This is a genomic window from Arthrobacter sp. StoSoilB5, from assembly GCF_019977235.1.
In the GTDB taxonomy this organism is placed as follows: Bacteria; Actinomycetota; Actinomycetes; order Actinomycetales; family Micrococcaceae; genus Arthrobacter.
Genome location: NZ_AP024646.1, coordinates 4632469 through 4656745, shown reverse-complemented (window position 1 = coordinate 4656745; position 24277 = coordinate 4632469). Strand labels below are relative to the sequence as shown.

The 24277-nt window shown below is 62.9% G+C and carries 22 protein-coding genes; 9 read left to right on the top strand and 13 right to left on the bottom strand.

Annotated elements, in window-relative coordinates; translation table 11 throughout:
• Positions 1 to 35: 35 nt before the first annotated feature.
• Positions 36 to 3479, bottom strand: a complete 3444-nt coding sequence (locus LDN75_RS21080; protein ID WP_223934628.1) for a DEAD/DEAH box helicase — start codon at positions 3477 to 3479, stop codon at positions 36 to 38.
• A 165-nt stretch (positions 3480 to 3644) separates the two neighbouring features.
• Between LDN75_RS21080 and LDN75_RS21075 the strand changes: the two genes are divergently transcribed.
• Positions 3645 to 4493, top strand: coding sequence for a hypothetical protein (locus tag LDN75_RS21075; protein ID WP_223934627.1), 849 nt, complete (start codon positions 3645 to 3647; stop codon positions 4491 to 4493).
• Positions 4494 to 4803: 310 nt separating this feature from the next.
• The gene (locus LDN75_RS21070) at positions 4804 to 5751 is read left to right on the top strand and encodes a hypothetical protein (RefSeq protein WP_223934626.1); all 948 of its coding nucleotides are present in this window, start codon (positions 4804 to 4806) and stop codon (positions 5749 to 5751) included.
• A gap of 99 nt (positions 5752 to 5850) precedes the next feature.
• Here the strand turns inward: LDN75_RS21070 and LDN75_RS21065 are convergent, their stop codons facing one another.
• The gene (locus tag LDN75_RS21065) at positions 5851 to 6387 is read right to left on the bottom strand and encodes a hypothetical protein (protein ID WP_223934625.1); all 537 of its coding nucleotides are present in this window, start codon (positions 6385 to 6387) and stop codon (positions 5851 to 5853) included.
• 152 nt (positions 6388 to 6539) lie between these two features.
• Here LDN75_RS21065 and LDN75_RS21060 point away from each other — a divergent pair, with 152 nt between their 5' ends.
• Positions 6540 to 7037: a sigma-70 family RNA polymerase sigma factor gene (locus LDN75_RS21060; RefSeq protein ID WP_223934624.1), complete on the top strand. Its 498-nt coding sequence runs from the start codon at positions 6540 to 6542 to the stop codon at positions 7035 to 7037.
• Positions 7034 to 7708 carry a zf-HC2 domain-containing protein gene (locus LDN75_RS21055; RefSeq protein WP_223934623.1) on the top strand — a complete coding sequence of 225 codons (675 nt, stop codon included), beginning with the start codon at positions 7034 to 7036 and terminating at the stop codon, positions 7706 to 7708. The genes LDN75_RS21060 and LDN75_RS21055 overlap by 4 nt, the downstream gene beginning before the upstream one ends.
• Before the next feature lie 3 nt (positions 7709 to 7711).
• Here the strand turns inward: LDN75_RS21055 and LDN75_RS21050 are convergent, their stop codons facing one another.
• The 4 genes from LDN75_RS21050 to LDN75_RS21035 all read right to left on the bottom strand — a co-directional run bounded on the left by LDN75_RS21050 (position 7712) and on the right by LDN75_RS21035 (position 9801).
• The gene (locus LDN75_RS21050; RefSeq protein ID WP_223934622.1) at positions 7712 to 8194 is read right to left on the bottom strand and encodes an SRPBCC family protein; all 483 of its coding nucleotides are present in this window, start codon (positions 8192 to 8194) and stop codon (positions 7712 to 7714) included.
• Positions 8195 to 8587, bottom strand: a complete 393-nt coding sequence (locus LDN75_RS21045; RefSeq protein WP_223934621.1) for a hypothetical protein — start codon at positions 8585 to 8587, stop codon at positions 8195 to 8197.
• Positions 8588 to 8608: 21 nt separating this feature from the next.
• Entirely contained in the window at positions 8609 to 9514 is a 906-nt protein-coding gene (trmB, locus tag LDN75_RS21040) for a tRNA (guanosine(46)-N7)-methyltransferase TrmB (protein WP_223934620.1), read from the bottom strand.
• Between the two features lie 71 nt (positions 9515 to 9585).
• Entirely contained in the window at positions 9586 to 9801 is a 216-nt protein-coding gene (locus tag LDN75_RS21035; RefSeq protein ID WP_223934619.1) for a hypothetical protein, read from the bottom strand.
• Positions 9802 to 9859: 58 nt separating this feature from the next.
• Between LDN75_RS21035 and LDN75_RS21030 the strand changes: the two genes are divergently transcribed.
• On the top strand, positions 9860 to 11137 hold the full coding sequence (locus LDN75_RS21030; protein ID WP_223934618.1) for an MFS transporter: 1278 nt from the start codon (positions 9860 to 9862) through the stop codon (positions 11135 to 11137).
• A 78-nt stretch (positions 11138 to 11215) separates the two neighbouring features.
• Here the strand turns inward: LDN75_RS21030 and LDN75_RS21025 are convergent, their stop codons facing one another.
• Both LDN75_RS21025 and LDN75_RS21020 read right to left on the bottom strand, forming a co-directional pair.
• A complete protein-coding gene (locus LDN75_RS21025; protein WP_223934617.1) occupies positions 11216 to 12508 on the bottom strand; it encodes an MFS transporter in 1293 nt (430 codons plus the stop codon).
• 31 nt (positions 12509 to 12539) lie between these two features.
• Complete coding sequence (locus LDN75_RS21020) at positions 12540 to 13760, bottom strand: M20 family metallopeptidase (RefSeq protein ID WP_223934616.1); 1221 nt, start codon at positions 13758 to 13760, stop codon at positions 12540 to 12542.
• Between the two features lie 138 nt (positions 13761 to 13898).
• Between LDN75_RS21020 and LDN75_RS21015 the strand changes: the two genes are divergently transcribed.
• A complete protein-coding gene (locus LDN75_RS21015) occupies positions 13899 to 14936 on the top strand; it encodes an Lrp/AsnC family transcriptional regulator (protein WP_223934615.1) in 1038 nt (345 codons plus the stop codon).
• A 127-nt stretch (positions 14937 to 15063) separates the two neighbouring features.
• On the opposite strand, the gene LDN75_RS21010 is transcribed toward LDN75_RS21015, so the two are convergent.
• Complete coding sequence (locus LDN75_RS21010; RefSeq protein WP_223934614.1) at positions 15064 to 15792, bottom strand: class I SAM-dependent methyltransferase; 729 nt, start codon at positions 15790 to 15792, stop codon at positions 15064 to 15066.
• Between the two features lie 161 nt (positions 15793 to 15953).
• Between LDN75_RS21010 and LDN75_RS21005 the strand changes: the two genes are divergently transcribed.
• Complete coding sequence (locus LDN75_RS21005) at positions 15954 to 17933, top strand: FG-GAP-like repeat-containing protein (RefSeq protein WP_223934613.1); 1980 nt, start codon at positions 15954 to 15956, stop codon at positions 17931 to 17933.
• A 5-nt stretch (positions 17934 to 17938) separates the two neighbouring features.
• Here the strand turns inward: LDN75_RS21005 and soxR are convergent, their stop codons facing one another.
• On the bottom strand, positions 17939 to 18400 hold the full coding sequence (gene soxR, locus LDN75_RS21000) for a redox-sensitive transcriptional activator SoxR (protein ID WP_223934612.1): 462 nt from the start codon (positions 18398 to 18400) through the stop codon (positions 17939 to 17941).
• Positions 18401 to 18468: 68 nt separating this feature from the next.
• Between soxR and LDN75_RS20995 the strand changes: the two genes are divergently transcribed.
• Complete coding sequence (locus LDN75_RS20995) at positions 18469 to 19875, top strand: MFS transporter (protein WP_223934611.1); 1407 nt, start codon at positions 18469 to 18471, stop codon at positions 19873 to 19875.
• Positions 19876 to 20225: 350 nt separating this feature from the next.
• On the top strand, positions 20226 to 21971 hold the full coding sequence (locus tag LDN75_RS20990; RefSeq protein WP_223934610.1) for a DEAD/DEAH box helicase: 1746 nt from the start codon (positions 20226 to 20228) through the stop codon (positions 21969 to 21971).
• Between the two features lie 36 nt (positions 21972 to 22007).
• Here the strand turns inward: LDN75_RS20990 and LDN75_RS20985 are convergent, their stop codons facing one another.
• The 3 genes from LDN75_RS20985 to LDN75_RS20975 form a co-directional block, all read right to left on the bottom strand.
• Entirely contained in the window at positions 22008 to 22658 is a 651-nt protein-coding gene (locus tag LDN75_RS20985) for an MBL fold metallo-hydrolase (protein ID WP_223934609.1), read from the bottom strand.
• A 9-nt stretch (positions 22659 to 22667) separates the two neighbouring features.
• Positions 22668 to 23675, bottom strand: a complete 1008-nt coding sequence (locus LDN75_RS20980) for an aldo/keto reductase (RefSeq protein ID WP_223934608.1) — start codon at positions 23673 to 23675, stop codon at positions 22668 to 22670.
• Positions 23676 to 23888: 213 nt separating this feature from the next.
• On the bottom strand, positions 23889 to 24275 hold the full coding sequence (locus LDN75_RS20975; RefSeq protein ID WP_223934607.1) for a multidrug efflux SMR transporter: 387 nt from the start codon (positions 24273 to 24275) through the stop codon (positions 23889 to 23891).
• Positions 24276 to 24277: the final 2 nt, after the last annotated feature.

The window sequence follows — 24277 nt, the reverse complement described above, 5'->3', positions numbered from 1 at the left end:
GCTCATAGAACCACTAATGCGAGCTAGTTGGGGGATTACTCCGCGAACAGCGCCGCCAGGTCCTCCGCCGTCAACGAGCCACCAGCCAGGGCGTCGCCTTCCATCACATCCGCGAACAGCTGCGACTTCTTGGCCTTCAGCGCCATGACCTTCTCTTCGATGGTGTCCTTCGCAACCAACCGGTAGACCATAACGTTCCGGGCCTGCCCGATGCGGTGCGTGCGGTCCACGGCCTGTGCCTCGGACGCCGGGTTCCACCACGGATCCAGCAGGAACACATAGTCAGCCTCGGTCAGGTTGAGTCCGAAGCCACCGGCCTTCAGCGAGATCAGGAACACGGGAGCGGCACCGTTCTTGAACTCGCTCACCACATCCCCGCGGTTCCGTGTGCTGCCATCGAGGTAGCAGTACTCCACGCCCTCGGCATCCAAACGCTCACGCACCTTGCCCAGGAATCCCGTGAACTGGCTGAAGATCAGCGCCCTGTGGCCCTCGGAGATCAGGTCTTCCAGCTGTTCGAACAGCACATCGAGCTTGGACGACCGCACTCCAGACAACGAAGAATCCACCAGCGAAGCATCCAAACTGAGCTGCCTGAGCAATGTCAACGACTGGAAGATCGTGAAGCGGTTCTTGTTGACGTCGTCGATCAGCCCGAGGATCTTCTGCCGCTCACGCTGCAGATGTGTCTGGTAAACCTTCTGGTGCCGCGGGTTGAGCACGACCTCAAGGACCTGCTCCTGCTTGGGCGGCAGATCCTTGATGACCTGCTCTTTGGTGCGGCGCATCATCAGCGGACGGACACGACGCCGGAGCTTGCCCAACTGCGCTGAATCACCGTTCTTTTCAACGGGCTTTTGGTAGTTTTCCGCGAACCGTTTAGGGCTAGGGAACAGCCCGGGCGCCACAATAGACGTCAGCGCCCAGAACTCCATGAGGTTGTTCTCCAGCGGCGTGCCCGTGATGGCGAGCTTGAACCGTGCCGGAAGCTTGCGCGCACACTGGTATGCCTTGGATTGGTGGTTCTTCACGAACTGCGCCTCGTCCAGCATGAGACCGGCCCATTGGAATGATGCGTAAGCATCGTAATCTATGCGGAACAGGGCATACGAAGTAATAACGACGTCGGCGCCCGCCAATGCGTCGATGGGTGAAAGGCCGCTCTTGGCGAAGGTTTCACCGACGGTCCGCACCACGAGTCCGGGAGCGAACCGTTGCGCTTCGGCGGCCCAGTTGCTCACCACACTGGTGGGGGCCACCACCAGGAAAGGAGCACGGGTCTCGGCACCATCAGCCTTATTAACAGCAGCAGCCATCTCCTTGGCCGCACAGATCAGCGCGATCGCCTGAACGGTCTTACCCAAGCCCATGTCATCCGCCAGCACACCGCCAAGGCTGTGCTTGAACAGGAAGCTGAGCCAGTTGAAACCTTCAAGCTGATACGGACGCAGCTCAGCGTTGAGGCCTGCCGGCAGCGGAAGTCCGGTCACGCCGTCGTCGAGCAGTCCGCCAACAGCTTCGCGCCACGCCGCGGCCTGTTCGTCAACGATGCCGAGCTGCGCGAGTTCGTCCCAGAGCCCGGCCTGGAAGCGGCTGATCTGCAGGGTGCCGTCCTTGTTGTCCGGGTTGTCCTGCAGGGAGCGGGCTTCGTCGATCAACGCACGGAGCTGGTGCAGTTCAGGCAGATCCAGGGAGAAGTAGGCGCCGCTGGGCAACAGCATCCGGCTCATCCCGGCAGCCAAGGCTGAGAACACGGCAGCAAACGAGACCGGTTCGCCTTCGAGCGTGATCACGATGCCGAGATCGAACCAGTCGCCGCTCGCCGTTTCCTTCGTGGAAATGGAGACGACGGGAGCTTCGGCGGCCTCGCGGTAATCAGCGATGTCGCCGGAGGTCTCAACCACCACATCGGGCAGGTCCTTGAGCGTTGGCAGGACCTCCTCGGTGAAGGCCAGCGTGTCCAGTCCGGAAAGCTCAGCCGAAGCCGCGAGCCGCGGAGCGCCCCAGCCACCCGTGGCCGATTCCGCCAGGGCAGGAACCACGTCCCACGGCCGCCCGAGCGACTCCAGGATCCGGGCTTCCTCCGGGTCATCGCGGTAGCCGCGATCTTCGGGGTGCCGCCACAGCGGCTGAGCGGTGACCAACGTGCCGGACTTGTAATGCCACTCCCAGTGCAGCCGGACCTTATGGTCGGTGCCGTAATTGGCGAGCAGGGAGAGCGTGGGGACCGCCAGAGTTGGGAGTTCAACCGATTCATCCGCTGCCTTGACAGGCGTTGACTGCCGCAGCTTCGGGTAGAACGAGGTCAGGAACCGGCTCTCGTCCTCAGCCGGAATCAAGAGCGTCTCGCCCTCGGTGACAAACTCGAGCAGTTCGTCACTGACGCCGCCCTCAATCGGGGCGAGCGTGATCAGGTTGTTCTGCTGCGGCACCCCGGGCAGGGTTTCGGCACCCGAATGCGTGAAGAAGATCCCGTACGCTGGCTTGCCCAGGAAGCCCACAGTTCCGGCGTCGATCTGCTCGCCGCCTACCGTCACCGACGGCGCAAGCTGCAGGCCGCCGTCGGGCGTTTGCTTGTGGTCCTTGGCGCCGGGCGCTTCAAGGCGCGCCAAACTAAGCCCGACGACGGCGGGTTGGGTCTCGACGTGGACAGGCTCACTACCAGCGGCGTGAATCAGCGGAATGCCGGCTTTTGAGGCGTCGGCGAGAAGCGCCCAAAGGTTCTTGGCGGCAAAATCGTTCAGGCTCAACCACATGGCGCCGGACGGTTGCTGGCGCCCATTACTTGAGCCGTGCGCAGCCAGGAAAGTCTGAAGCCACTCGACGTGTGCCTCGTTGAATTCGCGGCGGAAACTGACGTAGCTGAGGTTGTTCCAGGAGACGTCGCCGCGGATCCATTTGCCCTTGGCTCCCATCATGACGGGGCGGGCCTTGAGTTGCCGGACGCTGCGCATGGGGTCGCGGCGGCCTGTGTAGGAGAAGTGGGCGGCCGGTTCCTCAACCTCGAACTGCAGGGCCAACGGAATTCCGGCAGTGCTGGGCGCAGTGCCTGGCTTCGCGATCAGCCTGTTGAGGGCTTGCTCCCATGCCGGCCGGGCGGAACCGCCCTGCTCGGAGGAACCAAGGCGCGAGGTCTGGATTCCGGGTGCTTGCGACAACAGCTGGGCGCGGATGGTCGGGTGGTCCTCAGCCGTGAAAAGCAACGCGGCCACATGCTTGCAATCCTTGCGGACAGGGCAGCTGCAAATACCTACTGTGCAGCTCCAGCCACTGGGCTTGCGAACCAGCTTTGCCGACGTCGAATACGGTTGCGGACCGGTGCCGCGGACCTTGCCAAGCAAGAGGCCGGTGGCCGAATCGAAAGAAATTCCGCTCACGCGGCTGCCCATGGCATAGGCCAACCCGGCCGCCAAGGAGCGGTCGTTAATGGCAGGAGTCTGTATGGCCAGTTCCCAGGTTTCGTCTGTGTGGGACGGCATGCGTCGGGCTACTTTCGGCAGGAGGTTATCTGCTCAATCTTAGTCAGCAGAAAACGGCTCCCAAACTTCGCCCGCTGTTAACCTCTACCTCGATTGCGGCGCTGCTCCCACGCGTACGTTGAAAGGGTCCGGAGCACCAACAGCTTTCAGCAGTGAGGATTTCCCATGACTACCAACGAGTACCCCGTCGTCCTGAACAAGACCAGCTTCGAAGCCGGCAATGCAGACGTAGTGGATTCCAACGTCAACGTCGTGAACCAGATGTACCAGGAGCTCCTCAACAGCGACGAAATCGCGCCCGCTGCGCTCAACAGCTACTTTGTTGACTTCTACCTGACCCAGGCATTGGCCGGTGGATTCGCGCAGTACGTGTTCACCGCTCCCGAGCGTGAAGAGCTGGACGCCTATGTGCGGGCCGGTTTGGAAGGCATGGGTGCCACACGGCACCTGGACCTGTTCAACCGTACAGCTGCAGCCTTTGATGAGTTGAGCGAGGGCGAGGCCGAGGCCTACCTCGACGGCGACCTGGACGAGTCCGAAACCCCTCTCGCGGCTGTTGTTGTGCTGGATGAGCTGGACGGCGAATTCGAGGCATTGCTGGAAGAGGAAGACATCATCGAACTCAACGCCGCTTACCTCCGGAACCAGTCCGGGTTGTTGGTTCTTTCCGACGGGGAGTTGGAAGCACACATTGCCGGGCGAGTTGCCCTGATTCCAGACCTTGCCGAGCGCCAGGCTGAAGCAGACGAAGAAGCCCTCGCCAACGCGCCCGAGTTCGAGGTCATCATCCGGGAACTGTGCGACGTCGCCGGCTACGCGCTCCAGAAGATCACCATGGGGGACCCCAACTACGAGCACGACGGCGTGAAGACCCTCGCCTGGCACTTCGCCACCGACCACGGCGACTACATCATGGTGGAGGACGACGAGGAAGCCTTCATGATCCACCCGGAGACGAAGGAAATCATCGCTGCCGTGGAGTTCGAGGAGTCCGAGGAGCTCACGGACGCGTAAACCTCACCTCGCCTCGCCTCGCCTCGCCGAGATCGCCGGAACGCTGCGGGATCGCCGTAGCGTTCCGGCGATCCTGGCGCGTTCCCACGACGTCCCGCAGCATGAAATCGGCGTAGCCCGGGGATCTGACCCATGACCCGATGGTAGCCCGAGCGCGTCGTGTACTGTGGGCGAACTTCGCTGGAACACTGCGGCCACGCAGGCAAACCTTCCGCGTTCTCGCACCGTTTCAGCGGTATCGGCGCTCCGTTATCCACATAACGTGCCACGGTGCTTCTGCGATCCCATGTGAGCTCGCCATGCTGAATCGATGGATCCAACACCTACTGAAACCGCCGTCCTGAAAGCCCGTTCACTACCCGAGCGCGGGAACATGTGGCGAACCGACGAGTTGCTCCGCCTTGGTCTCAACAGTCGAGGCATCAAGGCGCTGGTGGACTCCGGTGAGGTGCGTCGTTTGAGGTACGGCTGTTATGTCAGGGCGAGCAGGTGGAACGCCCTGGGTGCGAGAGGACAAGCCAAGGCACGGATTGTGGCGCACGCTCATGGAACCCTGACAACGTCAACGCGTGGCTTCGTCTACAGCCATCTTTCGGCGGCACGACTCCATGGTCTCTTCGTATGGGGTGTTGATGACAAGGTTCATGTTCTCCACCCGGTCAGGCCCTCATCCGATCGTTGGGGCAAGGATGTTCGAGGACATACAGAAAGCTACCGTGAGGACGACGTCGTGGAGGTTCAAGGGCTGCGTGCGACGAGCCTTGAGCGAACCATTTCCGACTGTGCCAGGATGCTTAGTTATCCCAAAGCGCTGGTGATCATGGATCATGGGCTGAGACTGGGGGCCGACATCAGCACACTTTCAAACATGGCTGCGGCGTCTGCCGGAAGGCGGGGAATTCGTACGCTGCGCAAGGCCTTGGACAACGCGGATACCCGCTCCGAGTCTGCGGGCGAAACGCTGACCCGTGAGTTGCTGCAAAGGCTGCGGATTAAGCCACCACAGCCACAATTCGAAGTTCAGTCCCGCTTAGGGCGCCATCGCATGGATTTCGCATGGGACGAGGAAAAGCTGGCCTTGGAGTTCGACGGACGAACCAAATACTTCGACTACAAACCTACGGATGAGGTCATCTTCCAGGAGCGGCGACGGGAGAAGGCACTTGTTGAGGAGGGCTGGCGGTTTATTCGTGTCGAATGGCAGGACCTCTTTCAAGAGCGCGCCTTTAAGGAGCGCATACTTCGGGCGTTCAGGTGATGGTGCCGGGCGTGAGTTCGCTGGAAACCTGCGCGCTCGCAGGGAAGGTTCCGGCTATACGGAAGGGTTCCCGCGAACTCGGCGGCGGAACCAAGAACCTCAGTAACCCGACGCAGCCCCCTTGATCATCTCCCCACTCGGGCTGACCAGGTACCAGACACTTTGGACGCCTTGGCCGGTGACATCGCCCGGTGCTTTGTCCTTGGCGTAGTAGTACAGCGGCATGCCATTGAGGGTGACCTGCTTCTTCCCGTCAGGGGTAGCTATGGTTCCCACGGTGCCACTGACGCCTTCAACGGCTGGCTTATCCGACGTCGTCGTGAATACCGGCCAAGCCGTCAGGCAGGCGCCGGTGCAGGCGCTGGTTCCTGAGTCCTTGACGTCCTTGGTGAAGAAGTACAGGCTCATGCCCTTGCTGTCCACCACGATCTGCCCTGCGCTGGATGACGCAACCTTCATTTCTGCACCCGCGGTGGCGGGACTGGAGGTAGGCGACACGGTGGTGGGCGCCGTCGAGGACGTGGCGGTGGTTGGAGCGGCAGAGGACGTAGTGCTCGTCCCCGGGCTTCCCGCGCAACCGGCAAGAGCCACGGCGAAAACCACTGCGCCGATTCCAACGCTGAGTCTATTTCTCATCTTTAGCTCCTTTGACGGGGCCGGCCGGGATGGGTCGGCGCTAACCCCTACGACGCCAGCGGGGGAAGAATGGTTCAAGTAGCTGAACCTTTTTCCCGCGCGCGGCGTCGTATGAGGGTAGGGCAGCAGGACACTGTGCGAAGGAGGTGGCTATGCCGTTGGACGAGGACGTGGTGGCGGCAATCTACCGCGATCACGGCACCGCCTTGAAGCGCTTTGTGCTCAGTTGCACTTCGGACACGCACCTGGCCGACGACGTCGTGCAGGAAACCATCCTCAAGGTCTGGCAGCATGCCCCGCAGATCACGGGCAGCCTCCGCAGCTACCTTTTCCGGACGGCCCGCAACGTCATCATCGACAACTACCGGAAGGCCCAGAGGCGCCCTGTCGAGGCAGGCGAGCACGACCTTCCAGACCATGTTGCGACCGAACGCGTTGATGAACTCCTGAACCGCGTCCTCATGGAAGAGGCGCTCCTGCGGCTCAGTCACGAACACCGCGAGGTCCTTGTGGCCCTGCACTACCAGCGGTTCACCGTCAGCGAGGCAGCACTGCAGCTGAACATCCCTGCCGGCACCGTGAAATCCCGGGCTTTCTATGCTGTGAAAGCCCTCCGAACAATCCTTGATGAAATGGGGGTGGAACGATGAACGGCAACTCCGTCCACCAATTGCTGGGCGCATACCTGCTGGGCGGGTTGGACCCCGAGGAAGCCCGCACCTTTGAAGAGCACCTCGCTGGATGTGCCCAGTGCCGGCGCGAACTCGAGCAGTTGGAAAGCCTCCCCGCGCTGCTGGACGCCGTTCCTGCCTCCGACGCCATCGCACTCACCCTCACGGGTACCGCTGGCGCGCTCTCACCCTTGGAACCGGGCCGGGAAGCTCTGCCGCAGAAAATCCTGATTGATCTTTCGGCACGTAGGAGAAAATCACGACGGCGGTGGGTGGCTTTCGTGGGGGCAGTCGCCGCTGCGTGCCTGGCACTTGGTTTCCTTGCGGGTCCGCTGCTGAACCAGCCACCAAAACCGGATGCCAGTTACTCGGTACAGTCCGAAACGGGGCTGCAGCTGACAGTAGGCATGGTGAAGAAGGCCTGGGGCACGGAGCTTGAGGTTGAAGGCAGGAGCATGCCGCTTGAAGGAACGCTTTACCTGTGGGTGAAGGGCCGGGATGGAGCGGAAGAGCGCACCTGCGGTTGGACAGCAACGCCGAGTGGTCGCATCAAGATCACTGGGGCTACGCCCGTGCAGCTTGGCGGCATAGCCGGTGTTGAGCTCCGGGATGAAGCCGAAAAGACAGTGGCCTCAATTTCGGTGCCGTAGATTTCAGTACCGTAGATTCGCCCGCAACTCGGCTACAAGTGCGGGGTCTTCGCAGGCGCGTGCAAATGCTTCGATCCGGCGTTCAATTTCGCGGCCCAACAACCAGCTTCCGATTCTCTCTGCCATGGGCTTCAGCCAGGCCGGGCGGCAGGAAAAGGTGTACTTCCAGACTGCCCGGGTGCCGCCGTCGTCGGGGGTGAACCGCCAGCCACCGCCGAAGTTCCCGAAGAACCAAGGCCCGGACACCATGGTCATCCCTACATTTCGGGGCGGGGTGTAGGAGACGTACTCGCTGACCATTTTCAGTCCCATGCGGGACACGGTTCGTGTACGCACGCCCTTGCCTGCTGCCTTGGCTCCGTCCACGAAGCTTTGGGCCGAAATGAACGGATCCCATCTGAGCCTGAATTCACCAGTGGTCTGCGAGAGTGCGAAAGCTGTTTCGGGATCCAAACGGATGAACCGCTCGGCGCGGACCTGTGGCATTCAGGACCCCTGCCCTGAACCAAGCACCAGGAGCACCATGAAGGCAACACCAAAAACGTTGAGAGCCATGATCGCCAGTCCGATGATCCCTGTAATGCGTCCGGCGTTCATGCGCCCAGCCCGAAATACGGCGATGAGCCCACTGACGACGGACACAACGGCAAGAACCACCGCAATCACTGCCAGAATAAGCGCACTGAACCACCAGACGTCGTTGCCCGGGTTGTAGCGGCTCATCGCCGAAGCGACAGCTGCCACGCCCAAGGGAATGCTGACCACTGCGGCGACGGGCGAAAGCACTGCCGCGACGATGCTCGTGATGCCCGCACCCAACCCGGGTGTCCTGGACCGTTGAGGCTGCTGGTAGTGGTCAATCGATGGCTGATAGCTCATATTTCCCCCAAAGTACGTTGGCTAGATCTTGCGATACGTGAGGTCGAAGATCATGCGCCCGGCCTCGTGGGCTTTGTTCTCAAAGCTCGTGCGGATACGGCCCTCGAACCGGGGAGCCCAGCCGCCTTCCTCGTCCACGCCCTCGTTCGGGCCCGTGTGCTCCGTGCTGACAGGTGCCCGGCCTTCCCGCACGGGCGCCCCTCCAACAACGGACTCGACGCCGGACTTCCACACTTGCGTCAGCGGGCTCTCCTCACCACTGCGCTCGCCTTCGTGCATGTTCTCGAATTCCGTCGAGTCTGCCAGGACATCGCGGACGTGTACGGCGTAGTTGGACCAGTCGGTGGCAATGCGCCAGTAACCACCCTTCTCCAATGCCTTGGCAGCCACGGAAGCGAAAGCCGGCTGGATGAGGCGGCGCTTGTGATGCCGTGCTTTGTGCCAGGGATCGGGGAAGAACACCCAGAGCTCGCTGACTGAACCAGCGGGAAGCATCGACTCCAAAACCTCGGGAGCATTGGCTTCCACCACCCGGACGTTGGTCAGGCCACGGCTGTTGATCTTGATGATGGTGTTGGCCAACCCGGGCGTGTAAACCTCCACGGCCAAAAAGTCCTTGTCCGGATTCTGTTCGGCAGCATGGACCACTGCATCACCCAGACCCGAGCCGATCTCGACGATCAGGGGAGCTTTGCGCCCAAACACGGCCTCGGCGTCGAACGTGTAATCGGGGTGCACCGACGTGTTGGCGACGTGGCGCGGAACCTGGACGGCCCAGCGCTCGGCGTGCTCCTCCCACGCGGCCTGCCTGCGTCCCTGCAAACGGGTACCGCGGCGCACGAAGCTGACCGGCCGGCCACCGTAGGTTCCGAAGGAAGCCTGGCTACCGGGTGTGACTGGTCGGGGGGAATCTGGGGTTTCACTCATCGTTTCCAGAATACTTCGGTTCGGTCGGGGCAGCTGGCTGGCTCAGACGAGGCTGGATCCGTGCTCCGGCGTCAAAACAGGATCATGATGCGGTGCGTGGTAGAAATCCAGGCAGCAACAATTGCAACGTCCAGCCCGAGAACGCCCAGCCCGGCAATTCCTGTGAACCACGCCTTGGTGTGCCGCCCGGTTGGCGTGGGTCGTCGAGCCAGCGCCACCGATGCCGTGCCGAGTACCAAAGAAACAAAGCTAATCCGGCGTATGTGGACAATCTTGCCGGCCTTCAACCCCGGTCACCTCACGCCCATAGGCAGCAGATCGGACACGGCTGACAGAATAGGACGTGTGACCTCCTCGAAGACTCCCGGCTACGCAGAGAAACCAGTCCTCCCCGAAATCGCAGTTGACGCCGAGATCGACGACGTCCCGCCGGCACCCCCTACGCAGCTGCGCTCCAAGAGGGGACTCGTCTACCTGGGCATCTGCTTGGTGCTGATCGGTTTGAACCTGCGGACAGTCTTCTCGAGCTTCTCAGCTGTCCTTCCGGAAATAACGTCCGACGCCGGCCTGCCGGGCTGGGCGGTGGTGGTCCTGACTACCGTGCCCGTGACGTTGCTGGGTGTCTTCGCACCTCTCGCCCCGATCCTGGCTCGCCGTTTCGGTGCAGAACGGGTGCTGCTGGGAGCAATGGCTGTCCTTACAGCAGGATTGCTTCTACGGCCCGTGGACGTCCCGGGAGTGGGCCACCTGCCCACGCTTCTCGTAGGAACTGCAGCTTGCGGAGCGGCGATCGCGCTCTGCAACGTACTCCTGCCGGGCGTGGTTAAAAGGGATTTCCCGCACCGGCTTGGGCTTATGGGTGGCCTGTACACCACGGCGATCTGCGCCTCCGCAGCCCTTGGTGCAGGCTTCACGTATCCGGTTTTTGCGGCAACCGGCCAGTGGACTTCGGCGCTGTGGTCCTGGGCGCTGCCTGCCGCCGTCGTGCTTTTGCTCTTCCTTCCGCTGGCCGTCCGCCAGCACCCCGTACGGCACCACGCTGTGAGCGGCGGAGTCAACGTGTGGAGGTCCGCGGTGGCGTGGCAGGTGACTTTGTTCATGGTGCTGCAGGCCATGATGTCGTTCAGCGTGTTCGCTTGGCTGGCGCCGATCTTGAGGGACCGCGGCGTTGATGGCGGAACCGCGGGATTGATTGTTTCGGTGTCGATCGTCCTGCAGATGCTCGGTTCACTCTTCGCCCCTGCCTTGGCCACGCGGTTCAGTGACCAGCGGGTCATCAACACCGTAGTGGCCCTGATGACCGGCGGCGGCTTCGCCCTCAGCATCTTCGGTCCCACTGGGCTGATCTGGATCTGGACCGGACTGCTGGGCCTCGGCCAGGGATCGCTCACCGCGGTTGCCCTCACCATGATCATGGTCCGCACACGCGATGCCCATACCGCTGCGCACCTGTCCGGGATGATGCAGGGTGTTGGCTACGGAGTGGGATCGGTGGGAACGCTGCTCGTGGGACAACTGCACCAAGCCACGGGCGGATTCGCGGCGGCGGGAATCCTGTTCCTTGTGGTCGGAGCGCTGGCTGCCTTCTTCGGCTATCGGGCAGGCCGCAACAAGTTCGTCTAACCAACTAGGGGACAGCACATGTCGTAATGAGGGCTCATAGCGACGTGTGCTGTCCCCTAGTTGGGAAGCTGGGAGAAGCTAGTGCGTCAGGTCCTTGCCCTTGGTCTCGGGGATCGAGAAGGCGAACGCGATGCCGATCACCAGCAGGATCACTGCGTACACGTTGAACAGGTAACCCTGGCCAATGCTGGCGAGCCAGGTCTGGAGGTACGGAGCCGTGCCACCGAAGGCAGCGACGCAGATGGAGTACGGGACACCGACGCCAACGGTGCGGATGTGCGTCGGGAACAGCTCGGCGTAGACGGCCGGGACAATGGACGCGCTGCCAGCGATGAAGAACAGCATCACGGACATGGACACGGTCAGCTGCCACGGCGAATCCTTGAGCAGCCACGTCATGGGGAAGTGCATGAGCATGGCACCGATGGACGAACCTATCAGCACAGGCTTGCGGCCAATACGGTCGGACAGCTTGCCCCAGAACGGGAGTGCGGCGATGAATACGACATTGGCGATCACGCCGGCCCAGAGTGCCGCGCCGCGGTCCATCTTCAACGTGGTGGCTGCATAGCTCGGTGCCACGACGCCCCAGATGTAGTAGACCACCGTGAGGCCAACCGTGAGGCCGATGACCTGCAGTGCCTGCTTGCGGTACTTCACGATCTGCGGCCACATCGGCAAGCGCTTTTCCTTGGGTGTCTCGGCCTCGAAGGCATGGGTTTCCTTCATTTTGGCCCGCATGAACAGGGCGTAGATGCCCAGCGCCCCACCGATGAGGAACGGAATACGCCAACCCCAGGCGCTCATGTCGTCCTTGGACAGGACAGCGGTGAGAATCGCGCCAAGCAGGGTTCCTGCGAGAATGCCGGCGGTGCCGGACGTGTAGATGAGCGTCGCCCAGAAGCCGCGCTTTTCCTTGGGTGCCATCTCGGACAGGTACGTTTGCGACGACGGCAGCTCACCACCGTGGGCAAGGCCCTGGATGAGCCTGGCAAGCAGGAGCATCACAGATGCGAACGCGCCCACAGCCTGGAACGTCGGAGCGATGCCGATGAGGAGGCTGCCGAGAGCGCCGAGGGCAACCGCTACCGTCATGGACGTCTTGCGGCCGATGCGGTCGCCGATCCAGCCGAATACGAAACCGCCGAACGGCCGGGCAACAAACCCGACGGCGAAGATCGCCAAAGTGGACAGCACAGCTGATGTGGGGTCGGCCTGGCTGAACAAGGCACTCGCGATGAACGGCGAGAACGTAGCGTAGATAGCCCAGTCGTACCATTCAACGGCGTTGCCGATGCCGGTTCCCACGAGCGTGCGCAGGTGGGATTTGTGGACCTTGACTTCGGTGGACGTTCCAACGGTGGCGGTCATGTGTTTCTCCAAGGTGGGATAGGGCAGGGAGTTAGTTGGCGGCGGCGAGGGCGGCGATGCGGGATACGGCGAGTTCGGCGTACAGGGCGGCGCCGTCGGTGAGGACGCCGTCGTCGAACGTCGCGTAAGGCGAGTGGTTGAAGGGCGACGTCGCGTGGTCGGTGCCGGGGGCAGCGGCACTGAGCCCGACGAAGGTTCCCGGGACTTCGGCCAGCACACGGGAGAAGTCCTCGGAACCACTCAAGGGAGTAGCCATCCGCGTCAGCCGGGACTCGCCGAACATGCCGGCGATGACCTTTTCCGCGGTGTTCGTCTCGTCCTCATCGTTGATAGTGAGGGGGTATTCCTGTTGGTAGTCCACATCAACCTCCAGGCCGTGGGCTGCAGCGATGCCTTGGAGCAGCTTGGGTACTACATCCATCATCTTCTGCCGTGACGCTTCGGAGAAGGTCCTGATGGTGGCTTCGATACGGGCGGTCTCCGGGATCACGTTCCGCTTGGTTCCGGCGTGGAGCACGCCGACGGTGAGGACAACGGGGTCGAACATGTTGAACTGGCGGGTCACCATGACCTGGAGGGCCGTGACCATTTCTGCGGCAGCGGTCACGGGGTCCTTGGCCGAATGGGGTGCCGAGCCGTGACCGCCTGCGCCAAGCACGGTCACCACGAGCCCGTCCGAGGAACTGAGCATCACACCGTTCTTGGTGACGAACTGGCCGTGCGGTTCCAGCGAGGAAAACACATGCATTGCGTAGGCCGTGTCAGCGCGGCGACCGGCAGCGTCCAGGACGCCTTCGTTGATCATGTAGCTCGCGCCGTCGTAGCCTTCTTCGCCGGGCTGGAACATGAGGACGACGTCGCCGGCCAGCTGATCGCGACGCTCAGCCAGCAGGGTGGCGGCTCCGGCGAGCATGGACGTGTGGAGGTCGTGACCGCAGGCGTGCATGGCGCCATCGATCCTGGAGGTGTAGTCAACTCCGGTGGTCTCCTGGACTGGAAGGCCGTCCATGTCTGCGCGCAACAACACCACGGGCTTCTCCGCCGACGCGTAAGCCGCGCCACCGCGGAGGACTGCGGTGACCGACGTCGTGTCCTTGCCCAGGGTGATCTCGTACGGGAGTCCATCCAGCGCCTTCAGCACCTTTTCCTGCGTGCGGGGGAGCTGCAGGCCGATCTCCGGTTCGCGATGGAGGTCGTGGCGGAGGCGGACAATGTCGTTCTGCAGTTCCTTGGCGTCGGCCGCGATGGTCATGTGTTCTCCTGGTGTGCTCGGCTACAGGTCCTTATTGCAATTCTGTGGTGACTTGACTCACAATCTCGAAAACATCTATAAAAATGCATGAATCTCTCAAGAACGCAGGATTCATGCATCGTTTGCGAGAATGAACTCATGGAACTCAGTGAAGAGGATTTGCGCCTCATCAATGCCCTGCAGATTTCGCCCCGCATCAGCTGGTCCGACGCCGGCGAAGTCCTGGGCGTCCACGCCACAACCTTGGCCGCGCGGTGGGACCGGCTGAAGGCTGCCGGTGCGGCCTGGACTACGGCGCATCTCATGGGCGATCCGAAGAACATGTGCCTTGCCATGGTGGACATCGACTGCGAAATGGATCTCCGGCCGCAGGTCACGGCAGCCCTGGCAGAACTCGCCGAAGTCATCACTGTGGAAGAAGCGGCCAGTAACCGCGACCTCACGCTCACGGTCATCACCCAGGACCTCGATCAGTTCAGCACCAGCCTGCTGCCAAGACTCAAGGAAGTCCGGGGGCTTACGAAGTACCACACGTCGCTGTGTACCCGCATCCACACCAGCGGCTATGCGTGGCGGCTGAATGTGCTCACCAAAGGGGAACAGCAGGCGCTCCGGGCGATGGCGGGGCCCGAATCGGCCAACCCATCCGCTCCGGACGCCATCGTCGTGCCGCTGCCCGAGAGTCATCTGGCGCTCATCCCGTTCCTCGCACGCGATGGCCGCGCTTCTGCCGCTGAGATCGCCCGGGCCTTGGGGCGGCATCCTGCTACCGTGCAACGCCAGTTGGGGCGGGTGCTAAGCAGCAGGATGCTCTCCTTCCGCTGCGAGATCGCCCAGAAATTTTCCGGTTATCCCATTACCGTCCAATGGTTCGCGAACGTTCCCGCCGGCCAGCACGAAGCCGCAGCAACGGAACTGCGTTCTGTCAGGAATGTCAGGTTCTCCGCATCCACCACCGGCCGCACCAACTTCACCATGATCATGTGGCTGCGCTCGCTGGCGGAGGTCATGGAAATGGAACTTGCCATCCAGCAGCGCATCCCGGGCATCGAACTCGTTGAGAGCGTGGTCATGTTAAATACGGCCAAACGGGTTGGCTGGATGCTGAACCCGGACTCGACGGCCACGGGGACAGTGGTGGCGCCCTATGGGGAACTGCTGCCGGAAACAGCCTGACTGGTTGCCTGGGGCTTGGTTGGTTGCGGAGGTTAACGACGACGGCGAGGCCGCCTGGGTGCCGTTGCCCGCCGTAGCGGCCGCGCTAGAGAAGCCGTGTCAGAGAAGCCGTGTTAGAGAAGCCGCGTCAGAGATGCTTCGTCGCCCTGAGTACAGTGTCCAAGATCGTGGCCGTCTCGCCGTCCGGACCCGTGATGGTGCGTTCCCGCGAAGTCAGAACGTTGACGAACCACGGCTCGCGGTCCAGGCGGAGCGCGCCAGCCAACTGTTCCGGCGTGAAGAACATGCCCGTCTCGTGGTGGTGGCCCCATGGAGCGAGTCCATGGGGGTGATGGCCGACCACCAGCAACGTGCCGCCCGGGGCCACCGCCGCTGCTGCTGATGCCGCGGAGTCACGCCACGGCAGGAGAGGGGAGTGGAGGAACTGTGCGGAAACGAGGTCGAAGACGGGCTCCGGCTTCCATTCGGCAAGGTCCTGCTGCTGCCAGGTGATCCGGTGGGCGTAGCCGGATTCCGCTGCATGGGCAGCCGCACGTTCAAGCGCGACGGCGGACACATCCATTCCGGTGACCGTCCAGCCCTGCACGGCGAGCCAGATAGCGTCTGCACCCTCGCCGCAGCCAAGGTCCAGGGCGGTTCCAGCGCGGAGACCGGCGGCTTCGGCGACCAATTGTGGATTAGGGTTCCCGCTCCAGATCTTCGGGCGCTCGCGGTACATCCCGTCCCACATATCCACGGCGTTGTCGGCATCTTCGTGCAAGTTCAAGTGTCCTTGCTGGTCGCCGCGCTGGTGGGTGTCCTGGTGCGCGCTGCCTGAGGCGCGGTGAGTGCCGCCGTCGTGAGTGTGTTCAGCCATAACCCAAGCGTGCCGTGAGCTGCCTGCTTAGGCAACGCCTGTTGCTGTTTCGGCAAAACCACACATACGAACACTAAGATCTGGTTTTTCCATTTGATGGTGACTAGCCTTTGATCCAAGCGCCGGACTCAAGTCAGTGGCGCATGAAACCGGGGGGATTCATGATGTTACGGACGCCTGCTTTCCGTGCGCGTGCCGTTTTTGTGGCGTTCGTAGCGGCCTTTACACTCATGGCTTCAGGGCTGCCCGCCCAGGCCAATCCGCTAAACCCCGACGCCGTTGCCACAGTCGCTGCACCGTCCATCGCTGCACCAACCGTCACCGCGCCGATGCCAACTTTCGGGACGCCGTCGAAGATCGAGGTCCCCAGCCCGCACTTCGTCGAGGTGAGCCCCGATGGCAGCAAGCTGTTCACAGTGTCCGCATCCGGCGCGTTCACATCGATTGATGTTGCCACCGACACAGTGACAGCGGGCATGGATGTCCGGGATGTTACGGCCATGGAGGTCAGCCCCGACGGCGCCAAGGTGTTCCTCGCAACCAGCGAGCTCCAGGAGCATTTCCTGACCGTGGTGGACACCGCCTCCATGGTGGTGGCGGACATACCCGTGGACGGCCCGGTCTTCAGCCTGGCATTTAACCCTGACTCATCCAGTGTTTACGCGGCTGTGTACGGCACTCCGGCGGACACAGGTTCGACGCCGGGAACCGTTGCGGTCATCGATGTGGCGGCGGCGTCCGTGGTTTCCTCCATTCCCGTTGGCCGTGAGCCAACGCAGATTCTTGTGACGCCGAACGGGGCCACGGCCTTCGCCCTGAACCTCTTGGACCAGTCGGTCTCCGCCATTGAGACGTCTACAAACACCGTGACCAGCACCATTCCGCTCGGGGGAACGTCAACCGGAGGGTCCATGTCCCCGGACGGATCAAGGCTGTATTACCCCAAGCTCGAAGGCGGCATCGCCATCGTAAGCGTCACCACGAATACCGTGATCGGGGAAGTGCAAACTCAAGCCGTGGCCACGGCGCCAAGCTTCACTCCAGATGGGTCGCGGGCGTTCGTCGTGGACCAGGTTTCCAATGACAATTACGTGGCTGAAGTCGATCTGCAGGGGAATTCACTGACGCGGGTCAGCCTCGGTGACGGCCCGGTCATGAACATGGGATCCCTCTCTGTCCAGGTCAGTCCGGACGGTGGGCGGCTCTATGTGCTGGGCCACGACATCAACGTGCTCAGCCTGCCGACGCTCAAACCGGCAGGCGTAATTCTGTTGGAAGATGGGTTGCTTCCCCGCCAGTTCGTCATGCTCCCGGACGGCTCCAAGGGGTACGTCGTTCCGGGAAACCAAGGCGATTACCTCTTGGCTGTCACCACGGCAGGGCCGGAGAACGTGTGGAAGGACTACAACTCCGACGGCGCTACGGACGTTCTGGCACGGGACTCAGCCGGCGCCCTGTGGCTGTATCCCGGAAACGGCAACAAGGGCTGGCTGCCCCGCTCACAGGTTGGTTCGGGTTGGAACATCATGAACCTGTTGATGGCATCAGGCGACTTTGACGGAGACACCAAACCGGACGTCCTGGCCCGCGACGAGGCTGGCGATTTGTGGCTGTATCCGGGCGACGGCAATTCTGATTGGCTGCCCCGCTCCAAAGTCGGCATCGGCTGGAACGCGATGACCGCCGTCGTGGCCCCTGGCGATTTTGATGATGATGGCAAAGCCGATGTCCTTGCCAGGGATAGTGCCGGTGACCTCTGGCTGTATCCGGGGAACGGCTCGGGTGGGTGGCTGCCGAGATCGAAGGTGGGTACGAACTGGAACGTGATGACGGCCATTATGGGCCCGGGGAACCTCCGCTACCCGGGTCGCGACATCCTTGCCCGCGACACCTGGGGCACGCTGTTTCTCTACGAACCCGACGGCTTGGGTGGTTGGTACCCACCCTTGCTGGTTGGCATCGAGTGGAATGTTATGTCGGCAATCGTCACCCCAGGCGACTTCGACAGCGACGACATGCCGGACATCCTTGCCCGCGACGCCAGCGGCACTCTGTGGCTCTACCCGGGGCAGGACTTCGGGGGGTATTCGCCGCGGGTACAGGTGGGAGTGGGCTGGAATGTCATGACGGCGATCATCTAATGGGATTATCCGGACTGGTTCCAACGTTGCGCTCCCGCTCCGGCGGCCCCGAGTTCGTCGGCAGGGTTCTGAAGCGTGCACGACTTCAGGCTCAGGCAACCACAGCCGATGCATCCGTCCAGATCATTCCGCAGGTGTTGCAGCGCGGCAATCCGTTGGTCGAGTTCCTTGCGCCACCGCGACGATAATCGTGTCCAGTCCCGTTTGGTGGGCGTCCGCCCGTTCGGCAGGGAATCCAGCGCCTCGCGGATGTCCTTCAGGGGAAGGCCGACTCTTTGAGAAGTCTTGATGAAAGCCACCCGCCGCAGCGTTTCGCGCCGGTACCGCCGCTGGTTGCCGGCCGTGCGCTCAGCTGCGATGAGCCCGTTGCGTTCGTAGAAGTGCAGGGCCGACGGCGATACTCCGCTCCGCTCGGAAAGCTCACCAATGCTGAGGGGACGGTGGGCGCTGCCTGGAACTTGCGGCATGGCTGGTCCTCCAGTGGTGGGCGTGGTGGATTGACCTCAACATTAGTTGAGGTTCTAGGGTAACGTCCATGACCTCTGACTCCTCAACGGCCGGAATACTCCGCCGCCCCTACCTACTGGCTACCGTCGGTGCTTGCGCGCTCGTCTTCCTCAGCGCCTTCGAGTCCTTGGCGGTTACCACCATCATGCCGCTCGTCAGCCGGGACCTGGACGGAGCCAGTCTTTATGCGCTGGCCTTCGCCGGCCCGCTGGCAACTGGCGTGATGGGCATGGTGGCGGCAGGCAACTGGTCCGATCGTCGGGGGCCGGCGGCACCGCTATACGGGTCGGTGGCGCTCTTCGTTGCCGGCCTGCTGATCGCTGGAACGGCCGGGAGCATGGAGGTCCTGGTGCTTGGGCGGCTCGTGCAGGGACTTGGGGGCGGTGCCATGACCGTGGCCTTGTACGTGCTGGTAGCCCGCGTCTACCCGCCGGTGCTGCATCCCAAGATCTTTGCCGCGTTTGCTGCTTCCTGGGTCATCCCTTCCCTGGTGGGTCCGTTCGCTGCAGGCATCGTGGCACAGCTCAGCAGTTGGCACTGGGTATTCCTTGGCGTGGTGGGGCTGGTTGTTCCGGCGCTGCTGATGGTGGTGCCAGCCGTGCGGGGGATGGCTCCCGACGCCGAAACAGATAAACAGCCTGTCCCGTGGGCTTTCGGACGCATGGGGTGGGCGGCGCTGGCTGCCCTGACCGTCCTCGCACTGAACCTTTCAGCGGAGGTTCCGGGCGTGGGCGGGGTGATTGCCGTCGTCGCGCTTGTACTTGCTGTGGTGGCGGTACGGCCGTTGGTCCCGCGCGGAACACTGCTTGCCCGGCGAGGTCTTCCCAGCGTGATCCTCACCCGCGGGTTGGCGTCGGCGGCGTTTTTCGGCGCGGAGGTTTACCTGCCGTACCTGCTGACCGAACAGTATGCTTTCACGCCGACATTTGCCGGGCTCACGCTGACCGGTGCTGCGCTCGCCTGGGCAGGGGCGTCCGCTCTCCAGGGCCGGTTGGGTTCCAAGCTGGCTGATGCCCTCGCCGTGAAGATTGGGGCCGCACTGGTGCTGGTGGCCATAGTTCTGGCCCTGGTGACAGCGGCGTTGGCGCTGCCGGCGGCCATTGCCATTGGCGGCTGGATCCTGGCAGGCGGCGGCATGGGGCTCATGTACCCGCGGCTGAGCGTCATGACATTGGCTCTCTCGACCCCCGATAACCAAGGCTTCAACAGCGCAGCGATGTCCATCTCCGATTCCCTGGGCGGCGCCTTGGCCCTCGCCGCCACGGGACTCGTCTTCGCGGCATTTACGACGACGAACCCGTTTGCGGGGGTCTTCGCGCTGACGGCGGTGATCGCCGTCGTCGGGGTTCTTGTAGCGCCACGCGTCGCCGCTCATGCCACCGCATCCGCATCCCGGGACGCCGCACCGGAACTCTCACTCACACACCCCAACTAGGTCGCATTTAAGCGCGTTTTGAGGGCTCATAACGCGCTTAATTGCGACCTAGTTGGGCGGGCGGACGCGAACGTGACCAGCCCCGATGCAAGGCTCCACCCTGATCACTGCTAGACTGGGAACACTTGATGTGCGGTGACGCCCTGAAGCAGGTGGCCCAACAGGCTACGCAGCGGGGCATTTTTCATGTGAGAGGCACATCCTGCGTCGATGAACGCTTCCATTTGGTCCCGGCCAACGCAATAGCTGCGAACCGGTAGACCACCTGACTTTTCCTCGGCGAACCCCTGGCCCAACCGGCGTCGGGGGCCGATGTCCGCAACTGGACACCGCCCGAAAGACATAAGTACATGACTACTTTTGCTGCCCTTGGCACGCCCAAGGCCATTGCTGATTCCCTCGCCGCAGACGGCATCGAAGAGGCATTCCCCATCCAGGTGAAGACCCTCCCGGATACCCTCGCAGGCCGTGACGTCCTGGGCCGTGGCCGCACCGGCTCCGGCAAGACCATTGCTTTCGCTATCCCGCTTGTGGCCCGCTTGGCCGAGCGTGAAGCCAAGCACTTCCGCAAGCCGGGCCGCCCCATGGGCCTCGTCCTTGCGCCGACCCGCGAGCTCGCAACCCAGATCAACGCCACCATCGAGCCGTTGGCCAAGGCCATGGGCCTGAACACCACGGTCATCTACGGCGGCATCTCCCAGGCGCGCCAGGAAAAGGCGCTGCGTGCCGGCGTCGACATCGTCATCGCCTGCCCGGGCCGCCTCGAAGACCTGATCCGCCAGCGCATCCTGACCCTCGAAGCCGTTGAGGTTACCGTGCTGGACGAGGCCGACCATATGGCTGACCTCGGCTTCCTCCCGGTAGTCAAGAAGCTCATGGACATGACCCCCACCCAGGGTCAGCGCCTGCTCTTCTCAGCGACGTTGGACAACGGTGTTGACAAGCTGGTCAACCGTTACCTCTCCAACCCGCTGACGCACTCCGTGGACGATCCCCAGGCCGCTGTCACCACCATGGAACACCACGTGCTGGTGGTCAACGATCAAACCGTCAAGAAGCAGCTCATCGTCGAACTGGCCTCCGGCGCCGGCCGCCGCGTCCTCTTCATGCGGACCAAGCACCACGCCCGCAAGCTTGCCAAGACCCTCACCGACGCCGGCATCCCAGCGGTCGACCTTCACGGCAACTTGTCGCAGAACGCCCGCGACCGCAACCTTGCCGAGTTCTCCAACGGTGACGTTCGCGTCCTGGTGGCTACCGACGTCGCAGCCCGTGGCGTGCACGTTGACGACGTCGAACTCGTCATCCACGTGGACCCGCCCACGGAGCACAAGGCGTACCTGCACCGCTCAGGCCGTACGGCCCGCGCAGGTTCCGATGGAACCGTTGTCACCCTGACGCTCCCTGAGCAGCAGAGCGACGTCAAGAAGCTCATGAAGGCCGCCGGCGTGGACGTATCGTTCGAGCGCGTCACGGCCAACTCCCCGCTGGTCGCCGAGCTCGTGGGCGACATCGCGGACAAGGTTGATCCCCGCACCCGTGCAGCCCTCCTCGCGGCGAAAGCCCCGCAGGGTGGCGGCACCTCCACGGGCGCCAATGCCCAGCGAAAGCGCGCACGCCGTACCGGCGGCCAGGCGGCCCCCACCGCGGGTGGCCGTGGCGGTCGCGGCGGACGCGGCAAGGTCGCAGCTGAGCCGGTTCGCACCGACATCAACCGCGCCGATCGTCGCGCAGCAATGAACGACGACGTCGCCCGCAGCTCACGCGGTCGCGGCAAGGCTGGTGCCACTCACCGCAACGACGTTCCCGGCTCGCAGGGCCAGGGCGGCCGTAGCGGTCGTCCTGCTTCGGGCCAGCGTGCTGCTACCGGTGGCCAGCGCTCAGCTTCGGCTCCGCGTACGGCTTCCACCACAAGCACCCGCACCGGTGGAAACAAGGCCGTATGGTCTTCCGCAACGGGCGCTACCTCCGGTGGATCCTATGGTTCAGGAGCTTCCGGTAACTCCGGTCGCGGCGGCTCGGGCGCTGGCCGTCCGGCACGCAGTGGCCCGCGCCGCGCGTCGGCTCCCGCGTCGAATGAGCGTCGCGGTCGCTAGCCTCAAGTTGTGAGGCCCGCTCTGCATCCGCGTAAGTCACCAGCCCCGGGCGCGCCACTCCTCAAGGTGGGGCCGCTCGGCGCCGAGGGTCGTGGGCAATCCATGGCCCGGGTGGACCACGGTGTCATCCGGATAGGTGTCGAACAGCCGCTCTTTCACGTCGTTCAACAGTGAAGTGAAACGTGAAGGATCGTTCTGTGTGTTGCCGACGCCGCCCGGAAACAACGAGTCCCCGCTGAAAATGTGGGCAGGCCCGTCGGGATCCTGGTAAACGAAAGCGATCGAGCCGGGGGTGTGTCCACGCAGGTGGATCGCCGTGATCTCGAAGTCGCCGAACCGCTCGACGTCGCCGTGACCAAGCCGGACATCCACCGGAACGGGCAACGCATCGGCGTCGTCCGCTCCTGCCGAAGTGGTTGCACCGGTAAGTGACACCAACTCGCCCAAGGCACGGATGTGGTCCCAATGCTGGTGGGTGGTGGCGATCCTGACGAGCTTCGGCGCTGCGGAAGTATCCGGAGCGCTGTCGTTGAGAAGTTGCTCAATGGCTGGAAGGTCATCGGCGGCGTCGATCAACAGTTGCACACCTGTGGACTTCGAGGTCAACAGGTACACATTGTTGTTCATCTCGCTGACCGAGATGCTCCGGATGGTGACGTCGCGCGATGAGTGAATAAGCGAATCCATCGGCTCAGTCTATGCAGTTGCCGGGTTGGCTTCGCGGCCCTGCGACACCCAGTTGGGGTCGGCGGAACGTGAACCCACGACGGCGTCCGCGGCCAGATCGAGCACCTCAAGTTGCGCTGTTCCCAGTTGCAGGGACAGCGCCCCAAGGTTCTCGTCGATCCGGTGCGTTTTCCGCGTACCGGGGATGGGGACCACCGAAAGCCCAAGGCGCTTGCCCTGGGCCAACAGCCAAGCGAGAGCTACCTGGGCAGGAGTTGCTCCCAGGGCATCGGCCACCTTGCGAACCGCGTCCACGACGGCCTGGTTTGCATCAAGGGCCTCGCCACCAAAGCGGGGAATCTTGTGGCGGAAGTCGTTCTCGCCCAAGTCGCTCGCGCTAACGGTTCCCGTGAGGAACCCACGGCCGAGCGGCGAATAAGGCACAAAGCCAACACCGAGTTCCTTCGCTGCGGGAACAACGTATTGCTCAACATCCCTGCTCCAGATTGACCATTCACTCTGGACCGCGGCAATGGGATGGACGGCGTTGGCCTGCCTGAGCTCCTCGGCTGTCACCTCAGACAGTCCGAGGTGCCGAACCTTGCCCTCACGGACCAGCTCCGCCATGGCCTCCACGGTTTCCACTATCGGAACGCGGAGGTCACGGCGGTGCAGGTAGTAGAGGTCAATCACGTCAGTGTCCAGACGCCGGAGGCTCGCTTCCGCCGCTTGCCTGACGTAGGGCGCATCCCCGCGGACTCCCGTGTATCCGTTCGCGGGGTTGCCCTCGATCCCGAACTTCGTGGCCAATTGGACCTCGTCGCGCCGGCCTTTCAGGAGCTTGCCAACAAGTTCCTCGTTGCTGCCGGCGCCGTAAACATCCGCGGTATCGATGAACGTGATGCCCGCATCCACGGCATGCCTCAGTGTTTGCAGGACTTCCTCGGGGTCGATTCCCCCGTACACCGGTGTCAGGGCCATACCCCCAAAGCCGAGGGGGCTGACATTGAGGCCATCGCCGAGTTGAACTGCAGTCATGAACTTCTCCCATGCGTGTTGGTGTTCCAAAGTGCCCTTTGTTGGCGTGAACTCCATGGACGCGATGGGTATTCCTGCAGGAGCGATGGAGATGGAGTGAGCCTGGCTGGTGGGATGCCCAGTTCGACGGCTCGCTGCGTATTCGATGGTAGGACGGTATGTGTCAGGCTGTTGTGCAGCGGTCCGTCGAAATGGAGAGCCACGGAGTGGTAGCTACTCTGCCTTGGCTACAGGTTTCTCAGCAGGTAGGGCCTTCAAACCGGCAGCACAGCCTACGATTCCCGCGATGAAGAGCAGCTTCAATGGGCTCGCAGGCTCGACCCCGGTGACCATGGCCCAGCCGACGGTCAGCGCCGCACCGATTCCCACCCATACTGCGTAGGCTGTGCCCAGGGGAATGCGCTTCACCGCGATGCCCAGCCCGAGCATGCTCAGGGTTGCCGTGACCGCGAAGACCAACGTGGGAATGAGTTGCGTGAATCCGTCGGAAAGTCCCAGCGCCGTGGCCCATACAGCCTCCAGAATGGCCGAGGCGAGGAGAACCAGCCAGAAAACGCCGTTCTTTGCTGTGTTCCTGGTAGTGGTTGTTGTTGCAGCCATGG